This window comes from Minwuia sp. IMCC3009, assembly GCF_029909415.1.
Lineage (GTDB): Bacteria > Pseudomonadota > Alphaproteobacteria > Minwuiales > Minwuiaceae > Minwuia.
In genome coordinates, this window is sequence record NZ_CP123781.1 from 1,533,807 (window position 1) to 1,553,592 (window position 19,786).

General features: G+C 66.2%; 13 protein-coding genes and 1 pseudogene. 3 read left to right on the forward strand and 11 right to left on the reverse strand.

Going from position 1 to position 19,786, the window contains the following annotated elements; translation table 11 throughout:
- Positions 1–4: 4 nt before the first annotated feature.
- Positions 5–1,267, forward strand: coding sequence for a CCA tRNA nucleotidyltransferase (locus tag QGV55_RS07270; protein WP_281017500.1), 1,263 nt, complete (start codon positions 5–7; stop codon positions 1,265–1,267).
- Here the strand turns inward: QGV55_RS07270 and QGV55_RS07275 are convergent.
- The 3 genes from QGV55_RS07275 to QGV55_RS07285 are packed head-to-tail and all read right to left on the reverse strand — an operon-like array spanning position 1,224 to position 3,894.
- The gene (locus tag QGV55_RS07275) at positions 1,224–2,105 is read right to left on the reverse strand and encodes a hypothetical protein (RefSeq protein ID WP_281017499.1); all 882 of its coding nucleotides are present in this window, start codon (positions 2,103–2,105) and stop codon (positions 1,224–1,226) included. The genes QGV55_RS07270 and QGV55_RS07275 overlap by 44 nt on opposite strands.
- A 10-nt stretch (positions 2,106–2,115) precedes the next feature.
- Positions 2,116–2,979 (reverse strand): acyl-CoA dehydrogenase family protein, encoded by an 864-nt coding sequence (locus QGV55_RS07280; RefSeq protein ID WP_281017498.1) that lies wholly within the window; start codon positions 2,977–2,979, stop codon positions 2,116–2,118.
- 30 nt (positions 2,980–3,009) lie between these two features.
- On the reverse strand, positions 3,010–3,894 hold the full coding sequence (locus QGV55_RS07285) for an endonuclease/exonuclease/phosphatase family protein (protein ID WP_281017497.1): 885 nt from the start codon (positions 3,892–3,894) through the stop codon (positions 3,010–3,012).
- A 157-nt stretch (positions 3,895–4,051) separates the two neighbouring features.
- Here QGV55_RS07285 and dnaK point away from each other — a divergent pair, with 157 nt between their 5' ends.
- Both dnaK and dnaJ read left to right on the forward strand, forming a co-directional pair.
- The gene (gene dnaK / locus QGV55_RS07290; protein WP_281017496.1) at positions 4,052–5,980 is read left to right on the forward strand and encodes a molecular chaperone DnaK; all 1,929 of its coding nucleotides are present in this window, start codon (positions 4,052–4,054) and stop codon (positions 5,978–5,980) included.
- A 91-nt stretch (positions 5,981–6,071) separates the two neighbouring features.
- Positions 6,072–7,226: a molecular chaperone DnaJ gene (gene dnaJ, locus QGV55_RS07295; RefSeq protein WP_281017495.1), complete on the forward strand. Its 1,155-nt coding sequence runs from the start codon at positions 6,072–6,074 to the stop codon at positions 7,224–7,226.
- Between the two features lie 58 nt (positions 7,227–7,284).
- On the opposite strand, the gene QGV55_RS07300 is transcribed toward dnaJ, so the two are convergent.
- The 8 genes and pseudogenes from QGV55_RS07300 to QGV55_RS07340 all read right to left on the reverse strand — a co-directional run bounded on the left by QGV55_RS07300 (position 7,285) and on the right by QGV55_RS07340 (position 19,525).
- Positions 7,285–10,860: an error-prone DNA polymerase gene (locus QGV55_RS07300; RefSeq protein ID WP_281017494.1), complete on the reverse strand. Its 3,576-nt coding sequence runs from the start codon at positions 10,858–10,860 to the stop codon at positions 7,285–7,287.
- Positions 10,860–12,431: a DNA polymerase Y family protein gene (locus QGV55_RS07305; protein ID WP_281017493.1), complete on the reverse strand. Its 1,572-nt coding sequence runs from the start codon at positions 12,429–12,431 to the stop codon at positions 10,860–10,862. Before QGV55_RS07305 ends, QGV55_RS07300 begins: the two co-directional genes overlap by 1 nt.
- Positions 12,340–12,990 carry a hypothetical protein gene (locus QGV55_RS07310; protein ID WP_281017492.1) on the reverse strand — a complete coding sequence of 217 codons (651 nt, stop codon included), beginning with the start codon at positions 12,988–12,990 and terminating at the stop codon, positions 12,340–12,342. The genes QGV55_RS07305 and QGV55_RS07310 overlap by 92 nt, the downstream gene beginning before the upstream one ends.
- A 219-nt stretch (positions 12,991–13,209) precedes the next feature.
- Positions 13,210–14,286: a DUF1513 domain-containing protein gene (locus QGV55_RS07315; protein ID WP_281017491.1), complete on the reverse strand. Its 1,077-nt coding sequence runs from the start codon at positions 14,284–14,286 to the stop codon at positions 13,210–13,212.
- Positions 14,276–15,361, reverse strand: a complete 1,086-nt coding sequence (locus tag QGV55_RS07320) for an imelysin family protein (RefSeq protein WP_281017490.1) — start codon at positions 15,359–15,361, stop codon at positions 14,276–14,278. Before QGV55_RS07320 ends, QGV55_RS07315 begins: the two co-directional genes overlap by 11 nt.
- A complete protein-coding gene (locus tag QGV55_RS07325) occupies positions 15,361–16,917 on the reverse strand; it encodes a di-heme oxidoredictase family protein (protein ID WP_281017489.1) in 1,557 nt (518 codons plus the stop codon). The genes QGV55_RS07320 and QGV55_RS07325 overlap by 1 nt, the downstream gene beginning before the upstream one ends.
- A gap of 243 nt (positions 16,918–17,160) precedes the next feature.
- Positions 17,161–18,402: pseudogene (locus tag QGV55_RS07330) on the reverse strand (imelysin family protein).
- A gap of 76 nt (positions 18,403–18,478) precedes the next feature.
- Entirely contained in the window at positions 18,479–19,525 is a 1,047-nt protein-coding gene (locus tag QGV55_RS07340; RefSeq protein ID WP_281023572.1) for a hypothetical protein, read from the reverse strand.
- Between the last annotated feature and the right edge of the window lie 261 nt (positions 19,526–19,786).

Consider the following 19,786-nt stretch of genomic DNA (forward strand, 5'->3'; position numbering starts at 1 on the left):
TGGAGTGCTATCTGCATTCTCGCCCTGCGTCAGGGCGCACCGCAACCCGGAGGAACCCACCATCAGGATCGACACGCCATGGCAGGACGATCCGGCCTTCACCGCCGTCGTTGCCGCGATCAGCGCGGCGGGCGGGCAGGTGCGTGTGGTCGGCGGGGCGGTTCGCGATTGCCTGCTGCAACGGCCTGTCGGAGATATCGACATGGCGACATCCCTGCTGCCGGAGGCTGTCATGGCCGCCGCCGCGGCGGCGGGCCTGAAGTCCATACCAACCGGTATCGAACATGGCACGATCACGGTGATCGCCGGGGGCAGGCCGTTCGAGATCACCACCCTGCGCGCCGACGTGGAAACCGATGGCCGCCGTGCGGTGGTCAGTTTCACGACCGACTGGGCACGGGACGCCATGCGGCGCGATTTCACGATCAACGCGCTCTACCTGGACCCGGACGGCGCACTGCACGATCCGCTGGGGCAGGGACGTGCGGACCTGAAGGCGCAGGTGATCCGCTTCATCGGTTCGGCGTCGGAGCGTATCCGGGAAGACTATTTGCGCATTCTCCGCTTCTTCCGGTTTCACGCCATGCTGGGCTGGCCGATCCGTGACAGGTCGGGCGCGGAGGCCTGTGCGGCGCATCTGGGTGGCCTGCAGCGCCTGTCGGTCGAGAGAATCTGGCTGGAAATGGGGAAGCTTCTGGCCGCGCCGGACCCGGCACCCATGCTGGCCGAGATGGCGGATACCGGCATTCTCGCCGCGATAGCCGCTGAACTGGACCTGGCCCGGGGCCTTCCGGTCACGCGTGACGCGATCCTGCGGCTCGCGGCGATGATCCCGGATCAGGCGGCAGCCAGCGCGATCTCCGGACGCTGGAAGCTCCCGAAGGCCGATGCACGACGGCTGGTACTGGCGGTCCGGCATCCTGCGGATTCGCTCACCAGCCCGGCAGCCACCCGTATCGCGCTCTATCACGATGGCAGGCAGGCCATGATGGACCGCAGCGTTCTCGCCACGGCGCGGGGAGAGGTGGTGGACAGGGACGTGCAGGCGCTGATCGCAGACTGGCCGATCCCCGCGTTTCCCCTGCGGGGCCGCGACCTGATGACAGCGAACGTCCGACCGGGGCCGGAGATGGGCGAACTGCTGCACAGGCTGGAGGCGCGCTGGATCGCGGATGACTTCAGGGCCGACCGGGCGCAATGCCTGGCATGGCTGGCGGAGGAAGTCAGGGATCTGGCAGACCCAGGATCCACCCCTCCGACCGGCTGACCTTGTCGTGGTCGTCGCCGGTCAGCCAGTCCGGTGCGGACAGCCGGGAAGCGAGCATGCCATCCCGCTGCCAAGCCATGATTGCATCCCGCGTGACCGCGACCTGTGCCTGATCCCGTATCGGCCAGGGGGCGGCGGAAATATCGAACAGACTGGGCCAGCATTCCACATGCACAAGCCCGTCCAGCCTTGCTGACCAGCCGGTCTCGAAGGGCCACCAGCGGGCCGTGACATGATCCGCCAGCCGGTCATTCAGCCGCTGGATCGCCGCGAGACCCATGAGCGCCTGGGAGCCGACGGAGCCGGTGGTATAGAGCTTCCAGACGCTCTGGATCGTGGGGAATCCGAGCTGGCGTGTGTGACGCTCGACGATGCGCCACTCGGGGAAGGGGAAGCGCGTGAAGTCGGGTTTCTTCTCCGGGACCGTATCCGCGGCAACCCCTGCGGGTCTGGCCCAGAAGGGGCCGGAACCGGAGCCGAGGGCGCGGTTGAGATCATTGGCCACGGCGAAGCGATTGTTGCGGTCCCTGGGACCATCCTCAATCAGCCTGGCCAGTCGGGTGGCAATGTCCCGCCCACCGCCAAGCCCGCTCTCCGCCGGATAGCCGAAGGGGAAATCCCAGGCGATCAGGGCATTGCCGCCCGTCCGCCGGACCAGTTCCTCCAGATGATCCAGACAGTCGTTTCGTGTGCGGCAATAGACCGGTGATGGCCGTTCATCGGCCGTGCCCCATGCCAGCCAGACACGATCCTCTGTCGGACGCGCGGGGCCGGGGCTGGCGGCGGCGGACCAGTCCACCACGGCAATCAGGTCAAAGCCGGTCGATGCTTCGTTCATGCCAACGGCGTCAGGAACGCGCGGCGCGGCGTTGCAGGCCTTCGCTGTAGATGCTCAGCACCTTCTGGTCCGATTTCCAGTCAGGTATTTGCATGATTTCAGGTATTTGCGTGACGTTCTTCACAATTTCCTGAATCTGGAGATCCAGCCGTGCAATCTCCTTCGGGTGCTGCATCGGGTCCTGACAGCAGGTGTCCAGACCGGTCACGATCTGCCGCAGCCGGTCCGCCAGTTCAGCGTGTGATGACGCGACATGCGCCCAGAGAAACGCAGCCCCGGCGAGCAGGACATAGGCCGATTCCGCACGCACGAAGGGACGCAGCCGGTTGTCGCCGAGCCGTCCGGCCTCCGGCACCGCCACATTGTCCATGGCGGCAAAACCCTGGCTCATGCGGGGCAGGAAACCTGCCTTGTCGCGATGCGAAAGGGTGACCCCCGGCGCCTGGCTGTCCAGCAGGATCGCGTGGCGCGGCTTTTCCTGTTCCTCGCCCGCCGCACGCGCGGTGATGATCAGGTGATCCAGATGCCGCGACTGCGCCACCCAGGACTTGAACCCGTTCACCCGCCATGTATCCCCGTCGCGCGTCAGCATGACACCGGGATGCTTCTCCGGCTCATGCCGGTCCTCGCTGGCGGCGAGGGCGGCCCAGCCACCGGCAGGCAGTTCCGGGAAGCAGTGGCGCATGGCGGCCTGGTAGCCGCTGGCGAAGACCCAGTCGAGATGGTCGGCCCGCAGTCCGCCACTCACGGCCTGCACGACAGGCGTGGCCCTGGACAGGCCGGCCGCGTCCCAGGCCGCACGCCAAGCCTCCTCGGTCGGGGCCTGTGCCCGGGCGGGCGGGCTGTTCAGCAGATCGTCGGTCCCGGTGGTCATGGATGATGTTCTCCCCTGAGTCTCCGCCGGTCAGGGTAGCGCCGTGTCGATCCCGACGGCCAGACCATAGTGGTCGGAGAGCGGGATCATCTGTCCGTCGGGCAGGGGCACCGTATGCCGGGTCGCGACATGTCGGCTGCGCAGGGCCAGGTCGGGACCCGCTGGCCGGACCCATATGTGGTCGATGTCCTGATCCGGGCTGTCGCCATTGATGATCGGGTTCGCATTCGACCAGCTTGTCACCCCGGCATCGTCCCATTCGACCGCATCCACGCGCGCGTCCTTCCAGCCCCGGGAGGCACCGAGACCAAAGGTCTCCGGTTCGAAGGCAGCCGCGGCGTTGAAGTCACCGCCGAGCACCAGTGTGTGGTCTCCGGGTGCCTCCGCCATCGCATCCAGCGCCATGCTGACCTGGCGCCAGCGGAAATCCGGTGCCATCGCGGCGATCTTCTGTCGCCCGCGACCGTCATAGCTGGTGTGCATGTTGCCAAGCCGGAATCGCTGGCCCGCCACCTCCAGATCGACGAACTGCATGCCCTTGCGGGCGATGAAACGCTCCACCCAATCGACAGGGGGAAACTGCCGGGTGGCCGGCTGTCCGATTCTGAGATCCCGGCGGATCAGCATGACCAGTCCGGTATCGGGGCCGATCTCCCGTGCGGCAACCACCCGGAATCCGGTGGATCGGGCCAATTGCGCGACAACATCCCTGCCATAGGCCTCCTGCAGCAGCCACGCATCGACCTGTTCCTCATTGCGGTTGAGCCAGGCGCAGATCGCGGGCAGGCGCGCGGTCTGGTGGGGCACGCCCTCGCGCAGGGTCTGTCCCAGCAGGTGCAGCCGGGCGAGGCCAATGTTGAAAGTGGCAATTCGGAACATGTCGGAAATCGCAGGGGTGCTTGGGTTGCGGGCCATGGGGCACCCCCCTATATAGCAGTTCGCGTCGGCATGATTGTGACAGTCGTTGCAACGGTTCCCGGAACCGCCGGTGCGAACACGAACCGAACTGCAAGGGGGCGCGGGCGGTGCCTGCAAGGGCCAACCGCGTCGGCCACAATAGAAGAGGAAGCAGATGTCGAAAGTGATCGGGATCGATCTGGGCACCACGAATTCGTGTGTGGCCGTTATGGATGGCACCAATGCCAGGGTCGTCGAGAATGCCGAGGGCGCGCGTACCACGCCGTCCATGGTTGCCTTCAGCCCCGATGGTGAGCGCCTTGTCGGACAGGCCGCCAAGCGTCAGGCAGTGACCAATCCGACCAATACCCTGTTTGCGATCAAGCGCCTGATCGGCCGCCCCTACGGCGACGATGTGGCGAACGAGATCGCCAAGACAGCCCCCTTCGAGATCGTCAAGGCGGACAATGGTGACGCCTGGGTCGAGGCCAATGGCGAGAAGTACGCGCCGTCGCAGATCTCCGCCTTCATCCTGCAGAAGATGAAGGAAACCGCCGAAGCCTATCTGGGCGAGACGGTGGACAAGGCCGTGATCACGGTTCCTGCCTACTTCAACGATTCACAGCGTCAGGCCACCAAGGACGCCGGCAAGATCGCCGGTCTGGAAGTGCTGCGCATCATCAACGAGCCGACGGCTGCGGCCCTGGCCTATGGCCTGGACAAGTCCGGCGAGAACAAGATCATCGCGGTCTATGACCTGGGCGGCGGTACCTTCGACATCTCCGTGCTGGAGATCGGCGACGGCGTGTTTGAAGTGCGCTCCACCAACGGCGATACCTACCTGGGTGGCGAAGACTTCGACATGGTGCTGGTCAATTATTTCGCGGACGAGTTCAAGAAGGAGAACTCGGTCGATCTGCGCAATGACAAGCTGGCCCTGCAGCGTCTGAAGGAAGCCGCCGAAAAGGCGAAGGTGGAACTGTCCTCGGCGACGCAGACGGACATCAACCTGCCCTACATCACCGCCGATGCCTCGGGTCCGAAGCATCTGACGCTGAAGCTCAGCCGCTCCAAGTTCGAGAGCCTGGTCGGTGACCTGGTGCAGCGCACCGTTGCCCCCTGCAAGGCGGCCCTGAAGGACGCCGGTCTGACGGCGGCGGAGATCGACGAAGTCGTTCTGGTCGGCGGCATGACCCGCATGCCCAAGGTCATCGAGACCGTGAAGGAATTCTTCGGCAAGGAACCGCACCGTGGTGTGAACCCCGATGAGGTCGTGGCCATCGGTGCCGCGATCCAGGCGGGCGTGCTGCAGGGCGACGTCAAGGACGTGCTGCTGCTGGACGTGACGCCGCTGTCGCTGGGTATCGAGACGCTGGGTGGTGTCTTCACCCGCCTGATCGACCGCAACACGACGATCCCGACCAAGAAGTCCCAGGTGTTCTCCACGGCAGAGGACAATCAGTCCGCCGTGACCATCCGGGTTTTCCAGGGTGAGCGCGAGATGGCGGCTGACAACAAGCTGCTGGGCAACTTCGACCTCGTCGGCATTCCGGGCGCACCGCGTGGCGTGCCGCAGATCGAGGTGACGTTCGACATCGATGCCAACGGCATCGTCAATGTTCAGGCCAAGGACAAGGCCACGAACAAGGAACAGTCGATCCGCATCCAGGCCTCGGGTGGCCTGTCCGACGCCGACATCGAGAACATGGTCAAGGAGGCGGAAGCCAACAAGGCCGAGGACGAGAAGCGGCGCAACGCGGTCGAGGCCCGCAACCAGGCCGAGGGTCTGATCCACACCACGGAGAAGAGCCTGTCCGAACTGGGCGACAAGGTCGATGCCGAGACCCGCAGCAGTATCGAAGCGGCGATGACGGATCTTCAGTCGGCCATGGAAGGCGACGACGGCGACGCCATCAAGCAGAAGACCGAAGCGCTGGCACAGCTTTCCATGAAGCTGGGTGAGCAGCTGTACGCCCAGCAGGCGGAGGCCGGTGACGGCGACGCCGGCGAGGGCGGTGCCGAAGGCGGCGCCAAGTCTGCGGATGACGACATTGTCGATGCCGACTTCGAGGAAGTCGACGACGACAAGAAGAAGTCTGCCTGACAGGCAACGGAGCGTTGACGGCGGCACTGGTCCGGAGCATTTGTTCAGGGCCAGTGCCGTTCGTTCCGGCTGACTGGAGGGGCGGAGACTGATGGCAAAGACCGACTATTACGAGATGCTGGGGGTTTCGCGCGACGTGGATGGCGCGACCCTGAAGAAGGCCTATCGCAAGAAGGCGATGCAGTATCACCCCGACCGCAATCCCGGGGATGCGCAGGCCGAACAGACCTTCAAGGAACTTTCCGAAGCCTACGACGTGCTGCGCGATGCCGAGAAGCGCGCGGCCTATGACCGTTTCGGCCATGCGGCGTTCGAGAACGGCGGTTTCGGCGGTGGACGCGGCGGCGCATCCGGCCCCGACTTCGCCAATTCCTTCTCCGATATCTTCGAGGACCTCTTTGGCGAGTTCATGGGCGGTGCACGCGGCGGACGTCGCGGTGGCCCGGCCCGTGGTGACGACCTGCGCTACAACCTGCAGATCGACCTGGAAGATGCCTTCATCGGCAAGCAGGTGCAGGTCACGATCCCGACCGCCGTCAATTGCGAGACCTGCAAGGGCTCCGGTGCGACGCCGGGGACCGAGCCCACAGGCTGCGGTACCTGCAACGGCATGGGCAAGGTGCGCGCGCAGCAGGGTTTCTTCACCATCGAGCGGACGTGCCCGGCCTGTGGCGGCCAGGGCCAGGTGATCAGCGATCCCTGCATCGACTGCAACGGCAATGGCCAGGTGCAGCGGGAGAAGACGCTGTCGGTCAATGTGCCTGCGGGCGTCGAGGACGGTACGCGCATTCGCCTTTCGGGCGAGGGCACGGCGGGCGCACGCGGCGGACCGCCGGGCGATCTTTACATCTTCCTGTCGATGAACCCGCATCCGATCTTCGAGCGGGAGGGCATGAACCTGTTCTGCTCCGTCCCGATCCCGATGACCACGGCGGCGCTTGGCGGTGATGTCGAGGTGCCGACCATCGACGGCGGGCGCGCCAAGGTGACGATCCCCGCCGGCACCCAGACCGGCAAGCAGTTCCGCCTGCGCGCCAAGGGGATGCCGCAACTGCGCGGCGGCTCCTATGGCGACCTCTACATCCAGGCGGAGATCGAGGTGCCGGTGAACCTGTCACGGCGCCAGAAGGAACTGCTGGAAGAGTTCGCCTCCGAGAGCAAGGACGGCCGGGGCAAGCGCAACCATCCCCAGACGGACGGCTTCTTCGACAAGGTGAAGGAATTCTGGTCCGACCTGACGGACTGATCCGGCAGCCCGGAAGGGCCGCGCCGGTGCGGGAAGATCGGGCAACTGAACGCGCGCGTCAGTGAAAGTCCCTCGACTTCGGGATGACGCGGACGTTGCGCGGGTGGCGGGCCGTGTGACCGGGCAGGGGGCTGGTCACATGATCGGCGCGGGCGATGGGTGACCGCATCAGGTCGTCGGACAGATGGATCAGTTGCCCGGTTTCATCCACCAGCCGCTTCGCGATGATGTGGATCACGTCGTCGTCCATCTGCACCATGCCATGCACCGCCATCAGCCGCGCCCCCATGATGGTGCGGCGGTACTGTTTCAGGGTATCGGGCCAGACCACCAGGTTGGCGACTCCGGTCTCGTCCTCCAGCGTGATGAAGACGACTCCCGCCGCACTGCCCGGGCGCTGGCGGATCAGCACGATCCCGGCCATCGAGACGGCGCGGCCATTGCCCAGGGCGCGCAGCCGGTCGGCGGTGGTGAAGCCCTCCGCCCTGTATTTCTCCCGCAGGAATTCCATCGGATGCGCCTTCAGCGACAGACGCAGCGTCTGATAGTCGGCGACCACATGTTCGCTCAGGGGCATGGCGGGCAGCAGCACATCGGTGTCCGGCCCCTCGTCATGGGTTTCCTGCCAGGTGAACAGGGGCAGGTCGGGCGCGTTCTTGACCGTGCGCGCATCCCACAGTGCCCCGCGCCGGTCCCGCCCGAGGGAACGGAAGGCATCCGCCGCCGCCAGGGTCTGGATACCCCGCGCCGACATGCCGGCGCGGCTGCGCAATTCCTCTACCCCGTCATAGGGCCGGCCGCGATGGCGCAGCAGCCGGGCCGCATCCTCCTTCGACAGGCCGGTGACCTGGCGCAACCCCAGCCGCAGGGCGCAGGTCTGCGGCTGGTCGGGGGAGGGCGATTGCATATGGGTGCCGATTGGTCTGACAGGCTCGGATGCGCCTTCCCCCTCGACGGGGGAAGGTCGGGATGGGGGTGAATCGGCGAAGCCGACATGGCGTTGAATGCTTGTGCTGCAGCCTGCGGCTTCACCCCCCATCGACCGCTGCGCGGTCACTTCCCCCGCAAGGGGGGAAGATGGACGGTCTGGTGTGCCTGTTCCACCTTCCCTCCGGCGCTCCGGGGCCTGATCCGGGAATCCGGGGTGCAGTGGCTCCAGCGTATTGTCCCAGTCGCTGTAGTTCACATCGACGCCCCGCACGGTGACGCCATGCTCCCGGGCGTCGCGCACGATCTGGGCGGGGGCATAGAAGCCCATGGGCTGGGAATTCAGCAGCGCCGCCGCGAAGACCGCCGGATAGTGGCACTTCATCCAGCTCGACACATAGACCAGATGGGCGAAGCTGGCGGCATGGCTCTCGGGAAAGCCGTATTCGCCAAAGCCTTCGATCTGGCTGAAGCAGCGCTCCGCGAATTCCGGATCATAGCCGCGTTCCACCATGCGCCCGACCATCTTCTCCCTGTGTTCGCTGACCAGTCCCTTCGAGCGGAAGGTGGCCATGGCCTTGCGCAACTGGTTGGCCTCCACGGGGGAGAAGCAGGCGGCAACCATGGCGATCTTCATCGCCTGCTCCTGAAAGATCGGCACCCCGAGCGTCCGCTTCAGGATGTTCTTCAGCTCGTCCGGATCATGCTCGGGACCGGGGGAGGGATAGACCTCCGGCTCCTTGCCCTGGCGGCGGCGCAGGTAGGGATGCACCATGTCGCCCTGGATCGGACCGGGGCGGACAATCGCCACCTCGATCACCAGATCGTAGAAGGTGCGCGGTTTCAGACGCGGCAGCATGTTCATCTGCGCCCGGCTCTCCACCTGGAACACGCCCACCGAGTCGCCCTTGCAGAGCATGTCGTAGACCGCCGGATCCTCCTGCGGCACGGTGGCCAGCGACAGGTCCAGGCCATGGTGCGCGCGCAGCATGTCGAAGCCCTTGCGGATACAGGTCAGCATGCCCAGCGCCAGCACATCGACCTTCAGGATGCCCAGCGTGTCGATGTCGTCCTTGTCCCATTCGATGAAGCTGCGGTCGGCCATCGCGCCATTGCCGACGGGCACGGTCTGCACCAGCGGGTGCTGGGTCAGGATGAAGCCGCCGACATGCTGTGACAGGTGCCGGGGCATGCCGATCAGCTCATGCGTCAGGGCGATGGTGCGCTTCAGGTGCGGGTCCGACAGGTCCAGCCCGGCCTCCGTCACCATGCCGTCCTCCACCGATGCGCCCCAGGATCCCCAGACGGTGCGGGCCAGCGCGGTGGTCACATCCTCCGACAGGCCCATGACCTTCCCCACCTCCCGGATCGCCATGCGCGGGCGGTAGTGGATGACGGTGGCGCACAGCCCGGCCCGGTCGCGGCCATAGCGGGCATAGATGTGCTGGATCACCTCCTCCCGCCGCTCATGCTCGAAATCCACGTCGATGTCGGGCGGTTCCTTGCGCTCCTCGGAGATGAAGCGTTCGAACAGCAACTGGTGCTGCGCCGGATCGACGGAGGTGATCTTCAGGCAATAGCAGACGGCACTGTTGGCCGCCGATCCACGCCCCTGACAGAGGATTTCTTCGCCGCGTGCAAAATTAATTATGTCCTTTACCGTAAGGAAATAGCGGGCAATATTCATTTTCGAGATCAGCGCGAGTTCCTTGTCCAGGGTCTGCTGCACATCGTCCGGCACACCGTCCGGATAGCGTTCCGCCGCGCCCTCACGGGTCAGCCGTGCAAGCTGCTCATCCGGGGTCCGGCCATGCGGCACCGTCTCCTCCGGATATTCGTAGCGCAGCTCCGACAGGGAGAAGCGGCAGGCATCGGCGATGCGTCGGCTTTCACTGATCGCTTCCGGCCAGTCGGCGAACAGGCGCTGCATCTCGGCGGGGGACTTCAGGTGCCGTTCCGCGTTCGGATGCAGCAGATGCCCGGCACTTCGGATCGTCACCTTCTCCCGGATGCAGGTCATCACGTCCTGCAGCGGGCGGCGGGCAGGCGTGTGGTAATGCACGTCGTTGGTGGCCAGCAGGCGCAGGTCATGTGCCCTGGCCAGCCGTGCCAGATGGTTGATCCGCGCCCGGTCGTCACCGCGATAGAGATATGTCGCCGCAATGTGGCTGAGACCGGGCAGATGCTGCACCAGACGCGGCAGCTCGGCGGCGAAGCGGTCCACGTCCGCCCCCGGCATGGCGATCAGCACCACCTGTGCCGGTTCGGTGCCCAGAGCCTCCGCCACCATGGCCAGTGACAGGTCGCAGACACCCTTGCGCTGCCATTCCCCCGCCGCGTCCTGCATCTTGCCGGCGGAGAGCAGGGCACAGAGGCGCCCATAGCCTGCCCGGTCCTTCGGATAGGCCAGCAGGGACGGCGCATCCAGCAGGTCCAGACGACAGCCGATGACCGGGCGCAGGCCTGCCGTTGCCGCCTCCCCATGCACCCGCACCGTTCCGGCCATGCTGTTGCGGTCGGCGATGCCCATGGCGTCATAGCCCAGCAGGTGTGCGGTCAGCACCAGATCAACCGGGTCCGAGGCCCCGCGCAGGAAGGAGAAGTTGGAGACCACGCCCAGCTCCACGAAGGCTGCGGGCGGGTTGGGGCGGAACGTGCCGGGGTCGCGGATCCGGCGCTTCTCCGGTGTCAGCGGGGCTTCCGGCATCAGGCATCCAGCCCATGCATGAACCAGTGCGGGCTGCCGCCGCGTCCGTCACCGGCCACCCCCTCCCGATAGATCCAGTAGCGACGGCCGTCGCTGTCCTCCACATTGTAGTAGTCGCGCAGGCGCACGATGGATTTCTCCCGCCACCATTCCGGTGCAATCCGCTCCGGTCCGCCGCTGCGCACCACCCGATGGGTCTGGCGTCGCCAGATGAAACGCGCCGGGGGACCGTCGGGAATGGCGTGCAGCACCTCCACCTCCTCCGGTCGGGGCAGCAGCCGCAACGGGCGATGGGGGGGCGGAGACTCCGATGTTTCCGCCGACAGGGCCCGTGCTGCCGGGCGTGGCATGTCCGTATCCGCCGGAACCAGCATCTCCGCCCGCTCCGGCACATGGCTGCCGTGCCCCAGCGGCCGCAGCACCGACTGCCGCCCCAGTCGCGCGATCAGCCGGTCGATCAGCCGTGACAGGGCCACGCCGGTATCGGTTTCACCGCTCAGGTCGGGCTGCGTCAGGGCCAGGTCCTGGCCATCGATCACGTCCAGCACCATGACCTCGAACCCGAAGCCGGGATCAAATGTTTCTATTTTGTTCTCGAACAGCCTTGCCAGATGCTCGGGTTCGCGGCTGGGACGGCTGGTGGCGACCTGGATGGCGGAGACCCCGCCATCGACACGAAATCCGCTGAAACGCAGGCAGCGGGCGCCGATGTTGCGTGCCTCCATCTGTGTGGCCAGATCCTGCATCAGGTGGGTCAGCACATGGCTGAAGCTGTCGATCTCCGTGATCGGTTCGGCCAGCGTACGCAGGCTGCGCAGCGGTTCCGTGATCGCGGCGGCGACCAGAGGCTCCGTGGTCCGGCCCATGGCCTGATCCAGCCGCGCCAGCGGATTGGCGGGCAGGGGCGTGCCATGGCGGAACCGCCGGGCCATGGCGGCACGGGGAATGTCGGCCAGCGCCGCGATGGTGCGAAGCCCCAGCCGTTCCAGCAGCAGCACCGTATGGCCATCCAGCCGCAGCGCCGCCACCGGCAGGGCACCCAGCCGTGCCGCCAGCCTGTCGGGCAGACAGGTCTCCACCTTCTCCTGCCCGTGCCGGGCGAAGGCCCAGGCGCTGCCGACCGTCGGGGCGATGGCGATGTGCGCGGTCAGACCCAGTTGCGCGAAGGCCCGGCGCATGTCGGCGACCAGCGCCGCCTCCCCACCCCACAGGTGATCGGCCCCGGTGGTGTCGAGCATCAGCCCGTCCGCCCCGTCGGTCCGGGTCCAGGGGCACCAGCGTCGGCACCAGTGGGACAGGCGGGCCAGATCGGCGTGGTCCAGCCGTTCCTCCGCTTCCTCCACCCGCAGGTCGGGCACCAGGGTGCGCATGTCGGTGACCCGCGCGCCGCGTGTCATGCCCAGCGCCACGGCGGCGGCATTCATGTCATGGATCACCGGGCCGTGGGGGCCGGGGCGGGCCAGCACGACCGGTTCGGTTTCAGCCGTCGCCTTCTCGCCGTAATGCCGCCGCCGCCAGCGCTGGATCGCGAAGTGGGGCAGCCAGATGGAGACGATGCGCCGTGCGGTCATATCCCCCCTCCCATGTACCGGGCCGCGCGTCGCGGGCGCGGAACAGTTCGGTGCGCCAGCGTGGCTCCCCCGGTGCGCGCGGATCGTGCGGGTGCGGGTGCGGGGCGGAGGCGGCGGAGGCCACACGCCAGCGCCGCCGCGCCACGGAGGCGCTGGCCACCGCGCCGCCGAAACGGATCAGGAAGGCAGGTATCCCCACCCGCTCCGACCGCATTGCCAGGCGTTTCGTGGCGGTGAAGTCCAGCGCCTTCGGCTCGCCCCATATCTCTCCGATCACGGCACCAAGCGACGGGCATGCCAGACCCTCCTCCATTGTCCAGAGTACATCCCCCGCATGACGGGCGCAGGCCAGGATCAGCCTGTCCGGGTCGCCGCCGAAGCGGGCCAGCGCCCGGCCGTGGGGTTGCCCCACCTCCTGCGCGCACATGCGGTCCTGCACCCACAGAATCGACTGCGCGCGCGGTATCTGTGCCAGGGCGAAGCCCACCGCGCCGACATCCCGCGAGTCCGCGAAGACCTCCACCAGCTGCGGCTTTCCCGGCAGCGGTGGCGGCTGCATATCCGCTGTTCCGGACGGCCCCGCATCCTGCCGGTCCCGCGCCATGGCGTGCGGTTTCGGAGGCCGCAGACGGTCCGGAACAGGCGACAGGACAGATGTGTGATGGCGTGCATTCATGCAGGCACGATAACAGATGTTCTTATTTTGTTCCATACGGGAACGGAGAACGGGAACAGCATTTCGTGAGCGTCCGTCACCATGCGCAACAGGCCAGGATAATCAGGACTTCAGCGTCACCATGTGATTGTCCCAGTTGATGTCTGGATAGGCATCGGCCTTGCCGCCAAGCAGGATCTCGCCCGTACCTGCCGTTGCCATGAAGCCGTCCCCTGTCGGGGCAATGCCGCAGGTATCGGCCAGGCTGACGGTCTCCAGAAAGGACCCGGAGCGACCGTCGAGCACGACAATGATTCCGCCGCGCGGGCTGGTGACGGCAATGCGCCGACCGTCAGGCGTCGCGGCGATGGAGCCTGCGTAATTGCGCATCGACCGGGTCACGGTGGCAGGCAGGTCGATCAGCCGGATTTCTCCATTCCGGTCCCAGCGCCCGATCAGCGGCGGTTGCTCGGTTGCCGCGCCCTGATGCTGGCAGCAGAACCAGGTGGCACCATCCGGTGTCGCCGCCAGGTGGCGCATGGACAGTTGATAGAGGGCAGGGGGCAGGCTGGCGCGCGCCAGCAGGTCGCCGGACGCGAGATCCAGCCGCACCAGCGTCGAAACCATGGTGTCCAGATTGAGCTTCCGCCGGGGCCAGTCCGGGTGCGTGAGGATGCCGCCGTTGGCGATGACCGCAGACCTGCCGTCATCCGCCAGCAGACATTCATGCGGGCCGATGCCGTGTGTCGCGAACTCGCCGATGCGGCGATAGTCCTGACGGACATCATGCACGGCCAGTACGCCCCGCCCGGCATCGAAGTCATTCTGCGTCGCGAACAGCCGCTTCCCATCCGCGCTGAACAGGCCGTGGCCATAGAAATGACGGTCGGCAGGAAGCGGAAGCGGCGCAGACGCCTGCATCGTGGCCGGGCTGAAGGGAAGGGCGAAACGGCCAGGACGGCGGGCAAAGGCCACGGCGTGGTGACCGTCGCGGCTGACGGCGAAACCGTGCCCCCGGCCGGGCAGCGGCACGTCGCCGAGGATGTGCCCGGCCCCGTCCAGAGCCATCGCATGAAACCGGCCGTCCCGCCGCCCGGTGGTCAGGAATGCCGGGGGCGCAGGCGCACCTGCGATGGCCTGGCCCAATGGCAGGGCCGTGCAGAACAGACCCAGCAGTACCGATCGCCGATCAGTCGCCATCGAGTGCATTGAACCCCCTGACCAGACCCAGCGCAGGCAGCAGCCGCGTGTCGTGCAGATCGACGGCGGCCTGCAGCGGGATGCGGGCATACTGCAGCAGGTCGTGCGTTGCCGGATTGGCGATCCGCGCTGCGATCCCGCCGGGAAAGTCGAGCGCGGTACGGATCGCGGCTTCCGACTGGCCCAGCTCGAAATCCAGTTCCCGGAACAGGTTCAGCAGATCAGGGTTGTCCAGGTCAGGCATGTCGGGATGGGTGAGCACGGCGCGACTGGCGGCAATGTTCACGGCCACGGCGCGCAGCGTCATGCCGGACAGGCGGAAGGGAGCGGACAGCGGGTTGGCACTTGCAGGGCCATCCCGCAGCACGCGCCCGAGTTTCTGCTGCTCGACGATGATCAGTTGTTCCATTGCCGCCTTCAGCAGGGTCTTCAGCGCTTCGCCCTGATCGCGGTAGAGCGGGTTCTCCGGTCCAGGCCGGCGCAGCAAACCTGCCTGACCGTCGCGCCAGCCGTTCAGCAGGGCCTCTGCGGTTTCATGGGTTACATCGGCAATGGCTGTGCCGTAGCGGCAGGCGAAATCGGGGATCATCCCACCGTCAGCCTCCGCCAGCACCTGTTCGAGGGCCGAAAGCCCCTGCACGGCGACACTCTTGCCCCTCAGCGTTGCGGGATCAGTGGCGGTCTGGTCCTGCTCCTGCAGGATCCGGCGTACCTGCCGCATTCCGAGTCCGCGCCTGTCGGGCCAGAAGTTGAGGCGGGCGAGGCGGTTGTCTTCCCGCCCCGGACCGAAGCGATACATCTCCACCCGGGAGAAGGCGGTGACCAGATCGCGAAAGGCTGCCTGCGCATCCGACAGGGTATCGGCCGACGGCGTCGCGCAAGCCGCGCGCATGGTGCGCTGCTGATCCGCCGTTGCCTGCACCAGGGCTGCGTGATCGGGCAGTATCGTTTCCGCCAGTATCGTCCCGACCAGCCGTTTCTGAAGTGCCGCCTGGGCGGGTGTCGTGTCGGCCAGTGCGGGCGTGAGGCAGGCGAGCGCGAGGCCGGCAAGCAGGAATACCGACGGCAGGCGCATCAGAGTGACTCCAGGAACCGGATCAGGGCGGCGCGGTCTTCGGGCGACATGTCGACCACTGTTTCGCGAGCCTGTTCCGCCTCCCCACCGTGCCACAGGATGGCTTCCAGCAGGTTCCGCGCCCGCCCGTCGTGCAGGAAGTATGTGTGGCCGTTCACCGTTTCGGTCAGGCCGATGCCCCACAGCGGGGCGGTGCGCCATTCGCGCCCCGACGCACTGCCGACCGGTCGGTTGTCGGCCAGTCCTTCGCCCATGTCATGCAGCAGCAGGTCGGTGAAGGGCCAGATGAGCTGAAACCGGTGTTCGGCGACCGGCGCGTCGCGCCGCGTGACGAATTTCGGATGATGGCAACTGGCGCAGCCGGTCTCGTGAAACAGCCGCTTGCCCTTCAGCACCGTCGGGTCGGAAACATCGCGCCGGGCCGGAACCGCGAGGTTGCGTGCATAGTGGGCGATCAGGGGCAGCACCGGGTCCGGTGCCTCTGTTTCACCCAGGCGCGCCTGCACGCCTGTGGCCATCTGCAGGCAAGGTGACTCGGCCTGGGTGCAGTCACCGTGGTGGCGCGGGGCGAGGGGGCTTGAAACACCGATATCGCCCGCCAGCGCGTCGGCGCTCTGCTGCGCCACGGTCGGATTGCCGGCCTTCCAGCCGAACCGGCCAAGTGTTTCACCGCCAGTCGCGGCATCCCGCACGATGCTGACCCGGCCGGAGATGCCGTCACCGTCCCGGTCATCGGGGTCGGCCAGGGCGTGAATGTCGTCCGGGTGAATGGCCTCCAGCAGGCCCAGCCCGATCATCTGCGGTGCGACACGCGGGGAAAGCAGTGTCTCCGGGTGCAGCGGGCCGAATGCGGGATCGCCGACACTGTAGGTGGGATGCCGCAGGGACGCCGTTTCACCACCGGAAAGGCTGACAGCCTCCTCCCTGTAGCGGATGACCATGCGCCCTTCGGCAGGCAGCCCCGGTACGGCGAAATCCTGCAACTGGCCGCCGTAGGTGGGTTCGGGCAGGGAGGCCACGGCACCGGAGGCGATCAGCGCCCGCTCCGCGTCCGTCTGCGGCGGAACCGACAGGCGCAGGAACATCGAAGTTGCGTTGCGTTCACCGGCTTCCGGCGGATGGCCGCGCCCGTCCTTCAGGTGGCAGCGCTGGCAGGAGCGCGCGTTGTACAATGGTCCCAGACCATCGGATGCCTGGGTGGAGGAGGGGGAGGAGACCCAGAGCTTGCGGAACAGCGCATTGCCCAGCTTGAAGTCCCGCTCCCCTTCAAAGTCCAGGTTGGCGGATGAATGGGAGAACGCATTGCCATCCGGCGTCTTGCGCGATGTCGCTGCACCACCGGCCATCATCTCGAACGGTTCGGCCTGGGTGAAGCTCGCGGGGGGCGCGGTCACCGCCCGGAAACGTGCCAGGTCCTTCTGTGTCAGATCACTGCGGCCCGGAGAATCGGCGACGGCCGGTGCAGCAGGGAGACCCAGGAACAGGCCTGACAGCACGGCGGCCGCGATGGCTCCGGTGCGCGTTCCGGAGGTTCGGGACCAGGGGCGCAGTTGCATGGATCTTCTTCCGTGTCCTGGAAAGGTCGCCTGTGAGAAAGATGTGGGCTGGCTCGGGGAAGCCAGCCCACGTGATCGCGAAAACGTATCACCGGATATCGGGATCTGGGACTGCATCATCGGAGGAGTGTCACGACAGGTGATGGGCGTGACGGGGAACGATGCAGAGGGTCACCCTGGTCCTTTCTCTATCCGGAAACGCCTCTGGCCATGGCTAACCAGATCGCGATCAAGGGTGGTTGGTTACTGGAAGACCGCGCCGGGGTTATCCAGGCTGTCGGAGCCTTCGAACTGGATGGTCTGCAGCTTCAGCGCTGCCACGATCCGCTCGATGCTCCGGGTCTGGTCGATCAGGCCGTCGATCGCGGCCTGCACCGTGGCGTTGCCCACCGGATTGCCCTCCGCGATCATCTGGTCATAGGCCTCGATGGATTCCGCGCGGGCCTTCATGACCGCCATGGACGCAACAGTCGTGTCCAGCCTGGCACGCAGTTCCGCATCCAGTTTCGGGGCGACGTGGGCCACGACATCCGCCACGGACGGGCCGGAGACCACTGAGCCGTCCACACGGCGATAGTGCCCGGTATAGACATTCCTGATGCCGATTTGATCGAAGTAGTGCGAGTTGTGCGTGTTGTCGGAGAAGCAGTCGTGCTCCTCCTCCGGGTCATGCAGCATCAGGCCGAGCTTCATCCGCTCACCGGCCAGCTCGCCGTAGGACAGCGATCCCATGCCGGTCAGGATGACCGAAAGGCCTGCCTGCGGATCCTGCAGCAAGGCCTGGCGTGACGCGCCGTCGGCACCCCAGCTTGCCACCATGTCCTGCAGATCGCTGATCAGCAGGTCGGTCGCCGCCGTCAGATAGGCGATCCGCCGGTCGCAGTTGCCGCCCGTGCAGTTGGCGAGATCGAAATCCGTGGCGGGACGCTGCCCGGCACCGGCGCCGGTGCCGTTCAGGTCCTGGCCCCAGAGCAGGAACTCGATGGCGTGATAGCCGGTGGCGACGTTGGATTCGACCTCTTCCGCCTCATGCAGCGTATCCGACAGCAGGGCAGGGGTGATCAGGGTCGCGTCCACCTGCTGGCCATTGACGGTCAGCATCGGGTTGGCGATCACGTTGCTGGTGTAGAGACGGTTTTCGCCCGCCGCGTCGCCATAGGACGTGTCGACATAGTCGATCAGCCCCTCATCCAGCGGCCAGGCATTGACCTTGCCTTCCCAGTCATCGACCGAGGCATTGCCGAAGCGAAAGGCCTCCGTCTGCTGATAGGGGGCGCGTGCGGCCACCCAGGCTGCACGTGCCGCCCCGAGCGAAGCCTCCGACGGTTTCGCGATCAGGGCGTTGATCGCGGCGCGCAGGGCCTATGCCGTGGTCAGGGAATCGCTGTAGCCGGCGAGCGCGATGTCGGCATAGGTTCCCACCACGGCCTCGGCCGTTGGTGCCTCATCCGCGTTGGCGATGCCGGCGGACAGGCCCATGGCCATTCCGCACAGCAGTCCGGTAGCTCTCGTGAGTCTCATGTGAGGTTCCTCCTCGGATCAGGTGACGGTCGGCTTGTCGTCAGAATTCAATGCCGTAGGTGACGATGGCGCCCAGGGTCTGGGTGCTGATGTTGGCTGCCGTGGCGCGCTTGTAGCCGACGTCCAGCGTGAAGCCGTTCTCGAAGGCATAGCCGGCGGAAAGCTGCACCTGGTGATCGAAGGTGGAGCCATTGGCACCGTCCACGTTCACATCCTTGGCGGTACCGGCCAGCGCCACGTTCCACGGGCCGGTCTCGGCCACCAGTGACAGCGTGTAGTAGTTGCGGCTCTCCGCCCCCAGGCCGCCGGCGTTCCAGAAGCGGACATATTCGGCCATCGGCGTCAGAGTGAGATCGTCACCCAGATCATAGGACCATTCGGCACCGGCGGTGGCCCGCAACTCGTCGTCGGCGTTGTTCACGGCCAGACGGGCGAAGCCCACGTGATAGCGCATGCCCTCCATGCCCGGCACGGCCTCACCGTCCAGCGCGACCGCGAAGGATTCCGGGAACTCGGTATTGCCCGGTCCGCCTGCCGCCAGGTTGTTGCGGCCCCGGTTGGTGATGAAGGATTCGCTCAGGAAGGTGCGATCCTGGAAGAACACGCTGCCCGACAGGACCATGGAGTCACCGACGGCGAAGGCACCGCCCGCGCCGATGAATTCCGACAGTTCCACATCATCGCCCAGCAGGTCGGTGCCATAGACACCGCCAGCGGCGTCATAGCCGATGGAGAAGTTGGGGCCGAACTTGCCGCCATGGACTTCCACATCGTCGTTGGCCCAGGTCAGCACCAGCGTGTCGACAAAGATGCCATGATCCTGGAACACCCGGTCCTCCCGGGGGCCGGGGCCGCGCACCGCCTCCAGCGTCATGCCGGTGGTCAGGGTTAGGTTGGGATTGAAGTTCAGGTTGATGACCGGCTCGATGACACCGCCAAGCTCGTTCTGTTCGGCATTCGGATCTTCGGACTCGAAGTTGAAGTCGTTCTGGACCTCGAAACCGACTTCGCCCGTGATGTTCGGATAGGCTTCATCTTCGGCAAGGGCCGCCAGCGGCATGATCGTGAGGCCGAACGCAGTGGCCATGGCTGCCTGCCTGATGCGGGCGTTGTTCGTGAGAGTCGACATGTTCAATCCTTTGGAGTCAGCAAGTGGCAACGGATGCTGGCGGCCTTTCGGGCAACCAGCGGAGAATGCGGTGTCTTTCCCCAACCACATTTGCTAATAATCATTCGCAACAAGAAGCTTAATTGAGAATGAGTGTCAATAACAAATTTGTGCCGGGCAGCTGCCGCCTGAATGCAACGCCCAGGGAGGCAGGGTTTCCCGGCGCTCCTTCCCGATCCC